General features: G+C 75.7%; 12 protein-coding genes. 4 read left to right on the forward strand and 8 right to left on the reverse strand.

Going from position 1 to position 14790, the window contains the following annotated elements:
• Positions 1–53 precede the first annotated feature (53 nt).
• Together odhB and MNZ29_RS02305 are read right to left on the reverse strand one after the other, a co-directional pair.
• Positions 54–1340: a 2-oxoglutarate dehydrogenase complex dihydrolipoyllysine-residue succinyltransferase gene (gene odhB / locus MNZ29_RS02300; protein WP_242352604.1), complete on the reverse strand. Its 1287-nt coding sequence runs from the start codon at positions 1338–1340 to the stop codon at positions 54–56.
• Positions 1341–1345: 5 nt separating this feature from the next.
• The gene (locus MNZ29_RS02305; RefSeq protein WP_242352606.1) at positions 1346–4171 is read right to left on the reverse strand and encodes a 2-oxoglutarate dehydrogenase E1 component; all 2826 of its coding nucleotides are present in this window, start codon (positions 4169–4171) and stop codon (positions 1346–1348) included.
• A 68-nt stretch (positions 4172–4239) separates the two neighbouring features.
• On the opposite strand from MNZ29_RS02305, the gene MNZ29_RS02310 reads away from it, so the two are divergent.
• Complete coding sequence (locus tag MNZ29_RS02310) at positions 4240–5451, forward strand: methyltransferase (RefSeq protein WP_242352608.1); 1212 nt, start codon at positions 4240–4242, stop codon at positions 5449–5451.
• Here MNZ29_RS02310 and MNZ29_RS02315 read toward each other — a convergent pair.
• On the reverse strand, positions 5421–6572 hold the full coding sequence (locus MNZ29_RS02315) for a hypothetical protein (protein WP_242341010.1): 1152 nt from the start codon (positions 6570–6572) through the stop codon (positions 5421–5423). The two genes, MNZ29_RS02310 and MNZ29_RS02315, sit on opposite strands and share 31 nt — an antisense overlap.
• A 177-nt stretch (positions 6573–6749) precedes the next feature.
• Here MNZ29_RS02315 and MNZ29_RS02320 point away from each other — a divergent pair, with 177 nt between their 5' ends.
• Complete coding sequence (locus tag MNZ29_RS02320) at positions 6750–8051, forward strand: hemolysin family protein (RefSeq protein ID WP_308197039.1); 1302 nt, start codon at positions 6750–6752, stop codon at positions 8049–8051.
• 111 nt (positions 8052–8162) lie between these two features.
• Here MNZ29_RS02320 and MNZ29_RS02325 read toward each other — a convergent pair whose 3' ends face one another.
• The 5 genes from MNZ29_RS02325 to MNZ29_RS02345 form a co-directional block, all read right to left on the reverse strand.
• A complete protein-coding gene (locus MNZ29_RS02325) occupies positions 8163–9200 on the reverse strand; it encodes an NAD-dependent epimerase/dehydratase family protein (protein WP_242352612.1) in 1038 nt (345 codons plus the stop codon).
• Positions 9185–9574 (reverse strand): response regulator, encoded by a 390-nt coding sequence (locus MNZ29_RS02330; RefSeq protein ID WP_242341007.1) that lies wholly within the window; start codon positions 9572–9574, stop codon positions 9185–9187. The genes MNZ29_RS02325 and MNZ29_RS02330 overlap by 16 nt, the downstream gene beginning before the upstream one ends.
• 131 nt (positions 9575–9705) lie before the next feature.
• Positions 9706–10083, reverse strand: coding sequence for a hypothetical protein (locus MNZ29_RS02335; RefSeq protein WP_242341006.1), 378 nt, complete (start codon positions 10081–10083; stop codon positions 9706–9708).
• A gap of 136 nt (positions 10084–10219) precedes the next feature.
• Entirely contained in the window at positions 10220–12130 is a 1911-nt protein-coding gene (locus tag MNZ29_RS02340) for a molecular chaperone DnaJ (protein WP_242352614.1), read from the reverse strand.
• A gap of 14 nt (positions 12131–12144) precedes the next feature.
• Positions 12145–12942: a prolipoprotein diacylglyceryl transferase gene (locus MNZ29_RS02345; RefSeq protein ID WP_242341004.1), complete on the reverse strand. Its 798-nt coding sequence runs from the start codon at positions 12940–12942 to the stop codon at positions 12145–12147.
• A gap of 219 nt (positions 12943–13161) precedes the next feature.
• On the opposite strand from MNZ29_RS02345, the gene MNZ29_RS02350 reads away from it, so the two are divergent.
• Both MNZ29_RS02350 and MNZ29_RS02355 read left to right on the forward strand, forming a co-directional pair.
• The gene (locus MNZ29_RS02350; RefSeq protein ID WP_242341003.1) at positions 13162–14274 is read left to right on the forward strand and encodes a phosphotransferase family protein; all 1113 of its coding nucleotides are present in this window, start codon (positions 13162–13164) and stop codon (positions 14272–14274) included.
• The gene (locus MNZ29_RS02355) at positions 14271–14786 is read left to right on the forward strand and encodes an adenylyl-sulfate kinase (RefSeq protein WP_242341002.1); all 516 of its coding nucleotides are present in this window, start codon (positions 14271–14273) and stop codon (positions 14784–14786) included. Before MNZ29_RS02350 ends, MNZ29_RS02355 begins: the two co-directional genes overlap by 4 nt.
• The last annotated feature ends 4 nt before the right edge of the window (positions 14787–14790 follow it).

Genomic DNA, 14790 nt, shown 5'->3' on the forward strand with positions numbered 1-14790 from the left:
TCCTCGCCCCTCTCGAGGGCTCCGGGGACGCCCGGCCGCCGACCCGTCCCGCCTCAGATCTCGAGCAGGATCCGCTCGGGATCCTCGATGGCGTTCTTCACCGCGATGAGGAACTGCACCGCCTCGCGTCCGTCGACGATGCGGTGGTCGTACGAGAGGGCGACGTACATCATCGGCCGCGCGACGATCGCGTCCCCCTCGACCACCGCGCGCTTCTCGATCTTGTGGAGCCCGAGGATCCCGGACTGCGGCGGGTTCAGGATGGGCGTCGAGAGCAGCGAGCCGTAGATGCCGCCGTTCGAGATCGTGAACGTACCGCCGGCGAGGTCGTCCATCGTGATGCGGTTGTCCCGCGCCTTCCTGGCGAGCTCGCCGATCGTCTTCTCCACGTCGGCGAAGGAGAGCGCGTCCGCGTCGCGCACGATGGGGACCACGAGCCCCTTGCCGCCGCCGACCGCCACCCCGATGTCGTAGTGGTCCTTGTAGACGATGTCGGTGCCGCGCACCTCCGCGTTCACCACCGGGAACGCGCGCAGCCCCTCGACCGCCGCCTTCACGAAGAAGGACATGAAGCCGAGCTTCACGCCGTGCTTCGCGAGGAACGTCTCCCCGTGCCGCTCGCGCAGCGCGAGCACGCGCGACATGTCGATCTCGTTGAAGGTGGTGAGGATCGCGGCGGTCTGCTGGGCCTCCACGAGCCGCCGAGCGACCGTGCGCCGGAGCGACGTCATCGCCACGACGCGCTCCCGGGCGGTCGCGCCGTCCCTGGGGGCCGGGGCGGGCGCGGGCGCGGGACCGCGCGCGGCCGCCGGCCGCTCGAGGGCGCGCACCACGTCCTCCTTGCGCACCTGGCCTCCGGGGCCCGAGCCCGCCACGGCGCCCAGCTCGAGCCCGTGCTCGGCGAGGAGCCGCCGCGCGCTCGGCGGGGCCCGGCGCGCACCCGCGGCGGGCACCGGGGCCGCCGGCGCGGTACGCACGGTCGGTGGGGCCGCTGCAGGCGGGGTCGGAGCAGGGGGCGGAGGCTCGGCCCGCGCCACGGGGACGACGCCACCCGGCGTGGGGCCCGAGCCGAGCGGGGATGTCGCGGCCGCCTCGCCGGCGGCGCCCTCCTCGAGCTCCGCGATGGCCTCCCCCACCGCGACGGTGTCGCCGGTGCGCTTCAGCACCCGCTTCAGGACGCCCGCGGCGGGCGCCGGGACCGCCACCGTGGCCTTCTCGCTCTCGACCTCGACGAGCGGCTCGTCCACCTGGACGCGCTCGCCTTCGTTCTTGAGCCACGCGCCGATGGTGGCCTGCGTCACCGACTCTCCGAGAGACGGGACCTTCAGCTGGATGGACATGATCTTCAGCGCTCCTGGGCGGCCGCGCGCTCCGCGCGGATCCGCGAGACGGGCTCTCCGAGGGCCTCGCGCACGAGCTGCTCCTGCTCGAGCCGGTGGCGCGTCGCCGACCCGGCCGCCGGGCTCGCCGACGGTCCGCGCGAGACGAGCGCGATCCGCGACGGGAGCCGCGGCGCGAGGTGGGCGTTCACGTAGTCCCACGCGCCCATGTTCGACGGCTCCTCCTGCGACCAGACGATCTCGACCCCCGGGCGGAAGCGCGCGATGGCGCTCCGCACCGACTCCACGTCGAGCGGGTAGAGCTGCTCGAGCCGTACGATCGCCGCGTGCCGCGCACCCTGAGCCTCCCGCGCGGCGGCGAGGTCGTAGTAGAGCTTGCCCGAGCACAGGACGACCCGCGTCGTCTCCGTTGGGTCGACCCAATCGTCGTCGATCACGGGGCGGAAGCGCTCCTGCGCGAGCTGATCGAGCGGCGACACGACCTTCGGGTGCCTGAGGAGGCTCTTCGGCGACATCACCACGAGCGGCTTGCGGTACGGCGAGCGCACCTGGCGGCGCAGCGCGTGGAAGTACTGGGCGGGGGTGGTGAGGTTCACCACGCGCCAGTTGTCGTCCACGGAGAGCTCGAGGAAGCGCTCGAGCCGCGCGGACGAGTGCTCCGGACCCTGCCCCTCCATGCCGTGAGGGAGGAGCAGCGCGAGCCCGGAGAGCCGGTTCCACTTGGCCTCTCCGGAGGAGAGGAACTGGTCGATGATGACCTGCGCCGCGTTCACGAAGTCGCCGAACTGCGCCTCCCAGACGGTGAGCGCGTCCGGCATCTCGAGGCTGTAGCCGTACTCGAACCCGAGCGCGCCCGCCTCCGAGAGCAGGCTGTCGCGGATCTCGACCGGACCCTGGCCGCTCCGCAGATGGGCGAGCGGCGAGTACGGGATGCCCGACTCGTGGTCGTAGAGCACCGCGTGCCGGTGGCTGAAGGTGCCGCGTCGCGTGTCCTGGCCGGAGAGCCGGATGCGCGTGCCCTCCCACGCGAGCGTGCCGAGCGCGAGCTCCTCCGCCATCGCCCAGTCCACCGGCTTCTCGCCGCGCACCATCTGGGCGCGCGCCTCGAGCACCTTCGCGAGCTTCGGGTGAACGCGGAAGCCGCGCGGGACCTCGACGAGCAGGTCGCCCACCTTCCGCAAGACGTCCGGCGCGACGCCGGTCTGCGGCTCCTCGCGGCCCATCGCCCCGCCGCGGAAGTCCTTCCAGAACCCGGTCATCGGCGGGGCGCCCGCCTGGACCGCGATCTTCGCCGAGTCGTGGTACGCCTCCTCGAGCCGCGCGCGGTAGCGCGCGACCATCTGCTCGAGCTCGCCGGCCGCGAGCGTCCCCTCCTTCACGAGCGCCTGCGCGTAGAGCGCCTTCAGGGTCGGCTTGCGCGCGATGGCCCGGTACATGACGGGCTGGGTGAACGCCGGCTCGTCCCCCTCGTTGTGGCCGTGCCGCCGGTAGGTCCACAGGTCGATCACCACGTCCCGGTGGAAGCGCTGGCGGAAGTCGACGGCGATCAGCACCGCCTGGGCGACCGCCTCCATGTCCTCGCCGTTCACGTGGATGATGGGGATCTGCAGCATGCGCGCGGGGCCGGTGCTGTAGGTCGTCGAGCGCGCGTCGCGGGGCGAGGTCGTGAAGCCGACCTGGTTGTTCACGATGACGTGGATCGTGCCGCCCACCGTGTACGCCTCGAGCTCCGACATCTGGAGCGACTCGGCGACGACGCCCTGGGCCGCGAACGCCGCGTCGCCGTGGACGAGGATGGGCAGCGAGCGCTGGCGCCCGGTGTCGCTGTAGCGATCCTGCTTCGCGCGCACCCGCCCCTGCACCACCGTGTCGATCCACTCGAGGTGGCTCGGGTTGAACGCGAGCGACAGGTGCACGAGGACGCCCTCGGCGCTCTCGCGGTCCGAGGAGTAGCCGAGGTGGTACTTCACGTCGCCCCCGCCGGCGTTCACGATGGCCGCGTCGCGGAACTCGGCGAAGATGTCGCGGAGCGGCTTGCCGACCACGTTGGCGAGCACGTTGAGCCGCCCGCGGTGCGCCATGCCGATGACGACGTTGCGCACCCCGTGGCCGATGGCCCGATCCACCGCGAGCTCGAAGAGCGGCAGGAGCCCCTCGGCGCCCTCCACGCTGAAGCGCTTCGCGCCGAGGAACTTCGTCCCGAGGTACTGCTCGAGCGTCTCCGCCTCGACGAGCTTCTCGAGCAGCCGCTTCTTCACCCCGGCGTCGAGCGACACGCGGTTGCGCGTGCGCTCCATCCGCTGCTCGAGCCAGCCGCGCAGGTCGGCGTCGTGCATGTGCGCGAGCTCGACGCCGATCGTCCGGCAGTAGGTCTCCTCCAGCCTCGCCACGAGCTGGCGGAGCGTGTCACCGCGGTGCCCCTCCGGGTCCGCCGCGGGCCGGTCGAGGTCCGCCTCGGAGAGCCCGAACGCCGCGAGCGAGAAGCGCTCCGCGCGGCGGGTGAGCGCAAGGGGATCGAGGTCGGCCCGCAGGTGGCCGTACTCGCGGTACGCGGTGACGAGCCGGTCCACCCGCGCCTGGAACGCGGCGTCCGCCGACGCGGTCGCCGCAGCAGCAGGGGCGGCGTGCGCGGCCCCGTTCGGCCGCCGAGGCGCGAACGCCTCCGGCGCCGGCTCGCTGCCCGGGGAGGCCGGCAGCGCCTCGAAGTACCTGCGCCAGCGCTCGTCCACCGCGCTGGGCTCGGCGAGCCACTCGTAGTACAGCTTCTCGACGAAGCTCAGGTTGTTGGCGCTCGGCGCCGGGACGGGAAGATCGGTCTCGGGTGATGACATGTCGCGACATAACTTAACTGGCCGACCGAACGCCGCCTCGTGGAACGGTGCCGCAACGAGCTTCCCCGGTGATCTCGCCCCCTCTGCTGATCTGGCGCACCCCGTCCGGTGAGCGCCGGGCCGCGTGGCTCTCGCAGCTCGTGCCTGCGCCGGCGCGGGCGGGCGCCGCCGACGACCGCACCACCGCCGCGGCCGCCGTCGCGCGCGCCAGCAGCGGGGAGGCCCTCGTGTACGAGGGCGATTATCACAATGCGCGACAGCTCCTCACCGCCATGGCGCGGCGGCTCGCCCGCCCCGGCCAGGCCCCCTCCGGCGCCAGACGGCGCGGCCGCCCTGCGCCTGGCGCCCGGCGGCCCGCACTCCCGCTCCCTCCCCCCACCCAGGACCTTGCGTCGGAGTTCCGGCGGGAGCGCGCGCTGAAGCGGCTCGAGCACGAGGTGCTCACCCGCCTCGTCGTACCGGTCGAGGCGGGCTGGCGCGTCGCGCTCCCGCGCGCGCCGGACGTGGCCTCCGCCTGCGAGGAGGCCCTCGGCCCCATGCCGCAGGCGCCCGGGCTCCTGCCGCTGCGGGAGCTGCTCGGGATCGTCGGGGCGCACGAGTGGCGGCGGCGCGGCGTCGAGGTGCGGGCCCTCGGCGCGCGCGTCCACCCGCGCTACGGCGTCTACGCTCCGGTGCGCGCCGAGTACGTGGACCTCGTCGCTGCCGCGGCCGCCGAGTGGCCGGTCGCGGGGAAGCGGGCCTACGACGTCGGCACCGGCACGGGCGTGCTGGCGCTCGTCCTCGCCCGCGCCGGCGCGCGGGTCGTCGCGACCGACGTCGAGTCCGCCGCGGTCGCGTGCGCCCGCGAGAACGCGGCGCGGCTCGGGCTCGCGGATCGCGTCGAGGTGGTGCAGGCGGATCTCTTCCCCGAGGACGGCGCGCCGGTCGAGCTCGTCGTCTCGAATCCGCCCTGGCTGCCCGCCGAGGCGGCCTCGCCCCTGGAGCGCGCGGTGTACGACCCCGGCGGCAGGTTCCTCGACCGGCTCCTCCGCACGCTGCCCGCGCGGCTCGCGCCGGGCGGCGAGGCCTGGATCGTCATCTCGGATCTCGCCGAGCGGCTCGGGCTCCGGCCCCCCGGCGCCGTCGAGGCGCTCGCCGTCGCCGCGGGGCTCGTGGTCCGCGACGTGCGCGAGACGCGCCCGGCGCATCCGCGGGTCCAGGATCGCGAGGACCCGCTCCACGCCGCGCGCGCGGCGGAGCGGACCCGCCTCTACCGGCTCGGCGCGGCGCCCCCGGGCTGAGCCCGGGTGGGCCGCGCGCCGCCCGTCAGGATGCCGGGCCGCGGCAGCGCGAGCGGCGGGGCGCGCAGCGCGAGGGGCTGCGGCCGCGCGGGCGTGGCGGCGAACGCGCGGAGCACGCCCTCCACCGGCCGCCGCGGGGGAGCGCGCACCTCGAGACCATAGCCGAGCCTGAACATGATCTGGGGCGCGCCGCGCTCCCCGATCGCCTCGCGCAGCCGGTGGCGCAGGTCGGGGAGCTCGATGACCTGGGAGAAGTACGACGCGTAGAGCCCGGCGCAGGTGGCGCGGAGCAGCACGCGCTGCAGCGCCTCGCCGGCGGCGATCCAGCCGGCCTCCGCGTCGTCCGGCGTGGACAGGACGAGCAGGGCCTTCGTCCCGATCGCCCGGCGCCGGTCGCGGTCCGCCTCCGCGCGGCCGGTCCCCGCGAAGCGCACGGCGAGCGGGTGCACGAAGGCGGCGGCGTCGCTCATGCCGTAGGAGTAGCCCGGCAGGCCGTCCTGGCGGCTCGACGAGTTGGAGCGCGTCCAGGCGGCGAGCTCGGCCCGGAACCTGCCGCTCGCCCACTGGAGCCGGTCGCCCTCGGCCACGATCTCCGACACCGCTCGCCGCTCGCGCTCCTCGACGACCCGCAGGGACACGTGCTCCCGGCGCGCCTCGCGGAGCAGCGCCGTGAGGAGGCCGTCCGGTGGCTCGCGGCCGTCGAGCGGGAGCCGGTTCGTGCGCCGCAGCGGGATGGCGCGGAACATGGCCTCGGCCTCCGGCGTGGACGCCCAGCGCTCCTCGAGCCGCACCCGCGCGACGAGGCCGTCCGCGCGATGGGCGGGCATGGTCTCGACCGACAGGGTGTGGCCGAAGTGCTGGGCGGCGACGCGCAGGTTCACGAGCGCCGCGCCGCACGCCATGAGGAGCTGCCGGCCATCGGGGTCTGCGGCGGGGAGCGCGCGCGAGGCGTCGGCGAAGACTCGGACCTCGTCCCCCTCGATCTCGAAGATCCAGGGCTGGGTGTTGTGGCGCGACGGCGCGAGCACCGCGTAGCGGAGCAGTGACCGCAGGCGATCCGCGGCCCCGTCGCCCTCGCGGAACCCTCCCTCCGCGGGGTGCCCCGCGTGCTCCCTGCGCATTTGACGCTCCGCGTCAGCCCGGAGCCGGGCTGGTGATACTGTGGCTATGCCCGCGCCCTGCCCCGCGCGAGTCCCCTGCCGGGCGACTCCGCCGGCGGTACGCCCGCGCCGCGCCGGATCGCGTGGTAGACCACCCGAGGAGGCCCGATCCTGAACGACATCCTCGTCGAGCTCGCCATCGTCCTCGCCCTCGTGCTGGCGAACGGCGTCTTCTCCGGCGCCGAGATCGCGGTGCTCTCGATCCGAAGGACGCGGCTCGCCCAGCTCGTCGAGGAGGGCAGCGCGGCCGCGCGCGCGGTGAGGAAGCTGCGCGACCGGCCGGAGCAGTTCCTCGCGACGGTGCAGGTCGGCATCACGGTCATCGGCGCCACCGCGGCCGCGTTCGGCGGCGCCTCGCTCGCGCGGAGGATCGCCCCCGCGATCGCCACCCTCCCCGGCCTCGCGCACTACGCGGAGGCGATCGCGCTGGGCCTCGTCGTCGCCGCCGTCTCCTACCTGTCCCTCGTGCTCGGCGAGCTCGTCCCCAAGTCCATCGCGCTGCGGGCGGCCGAGCGCTACGGCCTCGCCATCGCCCGGCCGCTCCTCGGGATCGCGCAGGTCGCCCGGCCGCTCGTGTGGGTCCTGACGCAGTCCTCGAACCTGCTCCTCCGGCCGTTCGGTGATCGGACCACCTTCACGGAGTCGCGCCTGTCCGCCGAGGAGCTCGAGCAGCTCGTCGACGAGGCCGGCCGGGCGGGGGCGCTCGACGCTCCGACCGCCGAGATCGCCTCGCGCGCGCTGGCCTTCCGCGATCTCACGGCGGGGGACGTGATGGTGCCGCGGAGCCGGGTGGTCGCGCTGCCGCGGGACGCGTCGCAGGAGGACCTGAAGCGAATGCTCCTCGAGGAGGGGCACTCGCGCATGCCCGTGTTCGACGGCACCCTCGACAACCTGATCGGCTACGTGATGGCGAAGGACCTCGCCGCGATGGCGTGGGAGCGGCAGCTCATCGTCCTCGACGACCTCCTCCGCCCGGTGCACTTCGTCCCGGAGGCGGCCAAGGCGGTCCACGTGCTGCGCGACCTCCAGCGCCGCCGCACGCAGATCGCCGCGGTGGTGGACGAGCACGGCGGCATCGCGGGGCTCCTCACCCTCGAGGACCTCGTCGAGGAGCTCGTCGGCGACATCTTCGGCGAGACGGAGGAGCCCGAGGCGCTCTGGCACACCGAGGCGGACGGCGCCGCGCTCGTCCGCGGCGAGGCGCCCATCCGCGAGGTGAACCGCGGCCTCGCGCTCGACCTCCCGGAGGGCGAGGACTACACGACCGTCGCCGGCCTGTGCATCGCGCTCGCCGGCGCCGTACCCGAGCGCGGCGCGCGGCTGCGCACCGACGACGGGACCGAGATCGAGATCGTCGAGGCGTCGCCGCGGCTGGTGCGGCTCGTGCGGATCCGGCCGAAGGCCCCGAGCAGCGAGGAGGACGAGGCGGCCGGGGAGTAGGCTCGGCATGGTTCGCACGGGGGCTGCGCCCCCGCTCGCCGGGTCCCGTGCGCCGCCGCGAGCGGCTTCGCCGCTTCCGCGGCGTCGCCCCGGCGGGCTCGCTTCGCTCGCCTACCCTGCGCCGAGCGCCCTCAGCTCCGGCGTCTCCGCCCGCAGCCGGCCGCGGGCGATCGCCCAGCGGAGCGTGTCCTTCACCATCTCGTCGAAGGGCCGGATCCCGTAGCCCAGCTCGCGCTCCGCCTTCGCGCTCGACACGAACGTGTAGAGCGCGGCGGCGCGGACGAGCTCGCGGGTCATCGCGGCCTGGCCGCCGCCGAGGCGGGCGAAGAGCTCCTGCAACCCCGCCGCGGCGAGCGCGGCGGCGAGCGGGATACGCGGCGGCGCCTTCACGCCGGACAGCTCGGCGACCCGGGTGACGAGCTCGCTCACGCGCAGGTTGTGGCCGCCGAGGACGTAGGTCTCGCCGGGCCTCCCGCGCAGGAGCGCCGCCACGTGACCGCGCGCGACGTCGCGCACGTCGCAGAACGACGCGCCGCCCTCCACGTAGGCGGGGATGCGCCGCCGCACGAGCGCCACGACCGTCGCCGCGGACGAGCCGTGCACGTCGCCGGGCCCGAGCACGTAGGCGGGGCGCACGACCACGACGGGGAGCCCGCGGGCGGCGAGCGCGAGCGCGACCTGCTCGCCGCGGAGCTTCGAGACGAAGTACGGGATGCCGAGCGCCTCGGCGTTGCCGGCGGAGGTCTCGTCGGCGATCCGCGCGTCGCGGGTCCCCCCGAGCACCGCGGTGGACGAGGTGAGCACCGCGCGCGCGACCCCCGACTCCCTCGCGGCCCCCAGCACGACCTCGACGGAGCGCGCGTTCGCCGCCATGAGCGCCTCGGGCGCGGCGCGGAAGCCGGCGAGACCGGCGGTGTGGACCACGGCGTCACAGCCGTCGAGCGCGGCCCGGACCGCCTCCGGATCGAGCGCGTCGCCGCGCGCGAGCTCCAGCGGCGCGGCATCGCCCTCCGGCGAGGCGAGGGCTTCCAGCCCCGAGGTGTCGGAGCGCTCCCGCGCCAGCGCGCGGACCGCGTGCCCGCTCGCGAGGAGCTCGCGGGCGACGGCGCCTCCGAGGAATCCCGTGGCGCCGGTCAGGAGGACGCGCATCGCGCGCTGGACGGCGGCGCCGAGTGGCGCTCGATCGTGTCGAGCAGCACGCCCAGCTCGAACGGCTTCGAGAGATAGCCGTTGACCCGAGGGAGCGGCATCGCGGGGGTGGACGCCGCCGCGGTCATGAGGACGATGGGGATGTCGCGCAGCGTCGCGTCCTCGCGCAGCGCGTCGATGAGCTGCGCGCCGTTCATGACCGGCATCACCAGATCCACCACGATGAGGTCGGGGGGCGCCGCGTCGCGGAGCCAGCGAAGCGCCTCCTTGCCGTTCTCGACCGGCGCGACGGCGTAGCCCTCGGAGACGAGGCACTCGGCCACGCTGTCTCTGATGCCGTCGTCGTCCTCGACGAGGAGGATGGAGCGGTTCATGTTCATGGGTCGGGACGGGCAGTTATACCCTGCCCCCCGAGGGGACGGCCGGCTCCGATGGGGAACCGTGCACTGGAGCAGGCGATCGGCGCCCCACCCGGTGACACGCCGGCGTCCAGCGGGACGGTGGCTCAGATCTCGAGCGTGCTCCCCGGCTGCGTCTCGAAGATCGGGACGGCGGGCGCGCCTCCGATCGGCGGGTGGCCCGGTGGGAGCCGGGGCGCGGCGGGAGAATGCCCGAGCGGCTCCTGGGACGCGCTCTCACCCGCCGGCCCGCCGCAGCCGTGCACCGCCCGGAGCTCGCCCACCATCGCCTCGAACCGTTCGCGGGCGTTCGCGTCGCCGCCGTGCAGGGCAGCGAAGTACTCCCGGGCGAGCTCGGGGTCCTGCAGCATCCGGGCTGCCGTGAGCCCGGAGCACAGGTCGGTCTCCGTGCCGTGTGAGCGGCGGGCGGAACCGATCACGACCCCGAGGGCCAAGGCCGCGACGACGACGGCAAAGCGCTTCATGACCCCTCCCGGGCGAGGGAAACCCCACCCCTGGAGATCGATGTAAGCGCGACCTAGTCTCGCAGCCCGGCTGCACGTGCGCCCGGTAGGGGCTCGGCTTTGCACGCTCCGTGCGTTCGCGGACGAACCGGACGCTTCAGGGACGGAAGCGTCTCTCGATGCGGTGGCGGAGCTGGTCGAGCAGTGCCTCGGGCGAGGTGCCAGAGGACGGATCCACCGCGAGGCGAAGCTTCGCGCCGGGCGCCACCGGCGCGTCGGCGGAGAGCACCCCGCCGCGGGATGTGCCGAGCGACAGCGCCTCTCCGGGAACGTCGACGCCGTACTGGACGAGGTACAGCTCGGCGAAGCGGCGGAGCAGCTCTCCGGCGGTCAGCCGCTCGCGCTCTGCCGGGAGCATCTGGAACCCGATCGCCGTGCCGGCGAGCTGCGCGGTCACCTCCGCGACGAGCCCGAGCCTGAGGGCGTGCGGCGCGAGCGCCTCGAGCCCGTCGAGCTCGCCGTATCGCCAGTAGCTCCGCAGGATGGCGCCGCAGCCGGGGCAGACGACGCCGTGGCGCTCGTCGAGCCCGCGGGTGCGGAGGAGGTGCTGCGCCGGACCGCTCGCGCCGCAGCCCGCGCAGGCCTCGGCCGGCCCGAGCGTGGCGAGCACCGCGCGCGCGAGCGCCGCGACCTGCTCGCGCTCGAGCGCGATGCGGACGCCTGCGAGGAGCTCCGCCTCGGCGAGCTGGACACCCGCCACGACCTCCTCGCCGTGGGCGCGAGCGCCGAGCACGAGGTGCCGCGGCAGCCGCGCGAGCGCGCGCGCGAGCTCGGGCGCGTCGGGCAGCGCCGGACGCAGCCGCTCCCACGCCGCGCTCCAGCCCTCGGCCCGCGCGATCGCGTCCGGCGGCCGTCCCCCAGCCTCCTCCGCGAAGAACGCGAGGAGCGTCAGCGCCGCCTCGGCCGGCGACGCCTGCGCCGCATCCTCGAGCTTGCGCGCGAGGTCGCGCGCCGCGGGCGTGGCGCGCTGCCGCTCGAGCCGCGCCGCGCCCATCCGCACGAGGCCGCCCTCCGCCAGCGGGTCGAACGCCCGCCGCGCGCCGGTCGGTCCGCGTCTCTCGATCTTCGTCATGAACGCCGTCCTCGCGCGCGCGACCGCGCGCGCCGCCGTGCCCAGCAGCCCGAGGCGGCCGAGCGCGTCCGCGTACGCCGCGCGCGCCTCGTCGGCGAGCTCGACGTGCGTCTCCCCGAGGAGGTCCCCGCCCGCCTGCGCGCGGCGGCGCGACTCGGCGAGGAGCCGCGCCGTGTCGCTCCGCAGGAGCCGCTCCCGCTCGCGCCCGAGCGCCGCGCGGATCCGCTCGAGCGCGCTCGTCCGCCGGTCGAGGTGGGCGCGCCGCTCCTCGGGCGAGACGTCCGGGTCGAGCTCTCCCGCGCCGAGCCGCTCCGCCATCAGCTCGAGCGTGGCGAGATCGCCAGCCTCGTACGCCGCGTTCGCGCGCGCCATGAGCTCGCCGAGCCGCTCGCGCGCGCCGTCCTCCTGCGCGAGGTCGGGGTGGAGCAGGCGGGCGAGGCTCCGGTGCAGCCGCTTCAGCGCGAGCGCCTCGGGCTCGAGCATCGCGGCTGCCTCCTCCGCGTCCCCCCCGTCACCGGCCTCGCCCTCGCGCTCGGCTCCGTCGTCGTCCTCGGCCTCGGAGCGCCGAACCCGGGCGGCGCGCGCCGCCGCGGCGGCCGCGGAGAGCGGGCCGCCGGAGCGTCGTGCCCCCGCCTGCGGTGCCGTCGCGCCGCCGTCACGGAGCTCGCCCTCGAGCACGGCGAGCCGGCCCTCGAGGGCCTGGATGCGCCGGACCAGCCGCTCGGCGGCGTGGAGCTCCTGGAAGGCCTCTCCGAGCGACCGCTCGTAGGCGCGCGCGAAGTCGGCGAGCGTGGCCGAGAGCGCCTCGACCTCGAGGTCGAGCGCGGTCACCTCCTCGAGCGTCGAGCGGAGCCGCGCCTCGGCGGCGAGCGTGGCCGGGTCGGGGGCGGGCCGCCCGACGTGCACCAGCGCCGAGCGCGCCCGCGAGTCGCCCATCGGCGACCGTTCTATCACCGGCCGGCGCCGGCCGCGAACCGCCCCGCCTCGCTCGCCGGCCCGGGGCGCCGGGACAGCTGCCACGCGCCGTAGGCGACGAGCACGATCACGGCGTACTGCGCGGGCGTGAGCCCGAGGTAGCGCGCGTCCGCGTAGACCACGTCGCGCGCGCGTAGGAAGTCGAGCAGGAAGCGGGCGAGGCCGTACACCACCGCGAGGAGACCGAGCAGCCGGCCGCGCAGGATCCCGCGGCGGTGGAGCACCCACAGCACCGCGCCGAGCGACAGGAGCACGATGGCCTCGTAGAGGCCGAGGTCGTGGCGCCCGCCGTCCGGGAAGCGCACCGCCAGGAAGAAGTCGCTGTGGATGCCTGGGTGGTCGTGCACCGTGAAGCAGCCGACGCGGGCGATGCCCCAGCCCGGCGCGACGCCGAGCGCGAACGCGTCCCCGTAGTCGTGGAAGCGGATCTTCTTGCGCCGGAAGTAGAAGGCCGCGGCGAGGACGCCGCCGAGGAGCCCTCCCATCGACGAGAGGCCCTCCCAGAACTTGAGGATGCGCCAGGGGTCCTCGAGCTCCTCCGGGTGGTAGAAGAAGAGGTGCACGAAGTGCCCGGCGAGGACCCCCGTGAGCACCCCGACCACCGCGAAGTCCAGGATGACCTGAGGGTTCCTGCCGGTCTCGCCGGCGCCGCGCGCGGCGAGCTTCACCGCGGCGAGGATCCCGAGCGCGGACAGCACGCCGAAGGACTGGATGGTGAAGGGACCGAGCGACAGGCTCGGCAACTCGAACCACGGGATGAGGGCGAGCGGCATCGGGCCCGTGTTTACGACCGACCACTCGCCCGGCCAAGAGAAAATGCTGACCCCTCCCTCCCCCTGACGGACGCGGCCGCTCGGTGGCCTCCGCCAGCGGGCCCTCCGCGCCGCCCGAGCCCCCGGGCGCGTCCCGCGCAATTGTGGCGCCCCGCCGCGCCCCGCCGCGGTGGCGTCCCGAGCCCGCGCGTGCGCTATGAGCGGGCAGGGAGCGAGGGCATGGCGGAGATCCCGGAAGGCCTGCGCGAGCTCGCGGCGACGCTCTTCCCGGGCGCAGCGCTCGAGGCGGTCGAGCCGCTCGCGGCGGACGCGGCGGGCGGCGAGGCGGAGAAGGCGATCGGCTACGGCGAGCCGCTGCGCGTCACGGTCCGCCTCCCGGACGGCGCGCGCCGCCGGTTCGTCTTCCGGACGCAGCGCGCCGACGCCTTCGGCCACGACCGCCGGGCGGACCGCCTCGAGGGTGCGCTCCTCTCCCACGAGCTCTTCAACGCGCTCCCCGCCCACGTCCGCGCGCTCGACGTCGGGGTGGCGAAGGCGGACGGGCGCTTCCTCTCGCTCTCCGGGACCGGCGAGCCCTACCTCGTCACCGACTTCGCGGAGGGCGCGCTGTATGCGGAGGACCTGCGGCGCCTCGCGCGCGGAGGCGCCGCGCTGCCGCTCGACCTCGCGCGCGCGGACGCGCTCGCGGGCTACCTCGCCGCGCTGCACGGGGAGAAGCTCGACGACGCGATCGCGTGGCGGCGCGCGGTGCGCGATCTGGTGGGGCACGGCGAGGGGATCTTCGGGATGGTGGACGGCTATCCGCCCGCGGTGCCCGCCGCGCCGCCCGAGCGGCTCCGGGCGATCGAGGAGCGCTGCCTCGCCTGGCGCTGGCGGCTCCGCGAGCGGCCCGCGCGCCTCGCCCGCACCCACGGCGACTTCCACCCCTTCAACATCGTGTTCCGCCCGCCCGGCGCCGGCGAGGACGGCTCGGGCTTCGCGCTCCTCGACGCCTCCCGCGGCGGCAAGGGCGATCCCGCCGACGACGTCGTCGCGCTGGCGGTGAACTACCCGTTCTTCGCGCTCGATCACCCCGGCGCCTGGCGCGCGCTCGGCCTGCTGTGGCGCCGCTTCTGGGGCCGCTACCTCGCCGCGAGCGGCGACGCAGCGGTGCTCGAGAGCGCGCCGCCCTACCTCGCCTGGCGGGCGCTCGTGCTCGCCTCGCCGCGCTTCTACCCGCGCCTCACCGCCGCCTCGCGCGACGCCCTCCTCGGCCTCGCCGAGCGCGCGCTCGACGCCGGGCGGCTCGACCTCGACGCGCCAGCGGCGCTCTTCACGGAGGACGGGGCGTGACGCACGGGCCCGGCGGCGGTGCGGTCGTGTGGGTGACGGGGCTCCCCTCGTCGGGCAAGTCCACCTTCGCGCGCCGCCTGCGGGCGCGGCTCGCCGCCCGGGGGCGGCCCGCGGCGCTCCTCGACGGGGACGCGGTGCGCGCCGCGCTGCACCCGGCGCCCGGCTACGAGCCGGCCGCGAGGGCGGCGTTCTACGAGACGCTCGGCGATCTCGCGCTGCTGCTCGCGGCGGACGGGCTCGTCGCCGTCGTGGCCGCCACCGCGAGCCGGCGCGCCTTCCGCGACCGCGTGCGCGCGCGAGCGCCCCGCTTCGTCGAGGTCCACCTGGCGGTGCCCGCGGAGCTCTGCGCCGCGCGCGATCCGAAGGGCCTGTGGGCGCGCGCCCGGGCGGGCGAGGCGCCGGAGCTCCCCGGCGCCGGCCGCGCGTACGAGCCGCCCGTCGCGCCGGAGGTGGTCGCGACGGGCGGTGAGGACGACGCCGCGCTCGAGGCCGCGCTGGCGGCGCTCGGGTGAGACT

This window comes from Anaeromyxobacter sp. SG64 (genome assembly GCF_022690745.1).
In the GTDB taxonomy this organism is placed as follows: Bacteria; Myxococcota; Myxococcia; order Myxococcales; family Anaeromyxobacteraceae; genus Anaeromyxobacter; species Anaeromyxobacter soli.

Coding starts and splice junctions, on each gene's coding strand:
- odhB (WP_242352604.1), bottom strand. CDS start 1,340: ATGTCCATCCAGCTGAAGGTCCCGTCTCTCGGAGAGTCGGTGACGCAG.
- MNZ29_RS02305 (WP_242352606.1), bottom strand. CDS start 4,171: ATGTCATCACCCGAGACCGATCTTCCCGTCCCGGCGCCGAGCGCCAAC.
- MNZ29_RS02315 (WP_242341010.1), bottom strand. CDS start 6,572: ATGCGCAGGGAGCACGCGGGGCACCCCGCGGAGGGAGGGTTCCGCGAG.
- MNZ29_RS02325 (WP_242352612.1), bottom strand. CDS start 9,200: ATGCGCGTCCTCCTGACCGGCGCCACGGGATTCCTCGGAGGCGCCGTC.
- MNZ29_RS02330 (WP_242341007.1), bottom strand. CDS start 9,574: ATGAACCGCTCCATCCTCCTCGTCGAGGACGACGACGGCATCAGAGAC.
- MNZ29_RS02335 (WP_242341006.1), bottom strand. CDS start 10,083: ATGAAGCGCTTTGCCGTCGTCGTCGCGGCCTTGGCCCTCGGGGTCGTG.
- MNZ29_RS02340 (WP_242352614.1), bottom strand. CDS start 12,130: ATGGGCGACTCGCGGGCGCGCTCGGCGCTGGTGCACGTCGGGCGGCCC.
- MNZ29_RS02345 (WP_242341004.1), bottom strand. CDS start 12,942: ATGCCGCTCGCCCTCATCCCGTGGTTCGAGTTGCCGAGCCTGTCGCTC.
- MNZ29_RS02350 (WP_242341003.1), top strand. CDS start 13,162: ATGGCGGAGATCCCGGAAGGCCTGCGCGAGCTCGCGGCGACGCTCTTC.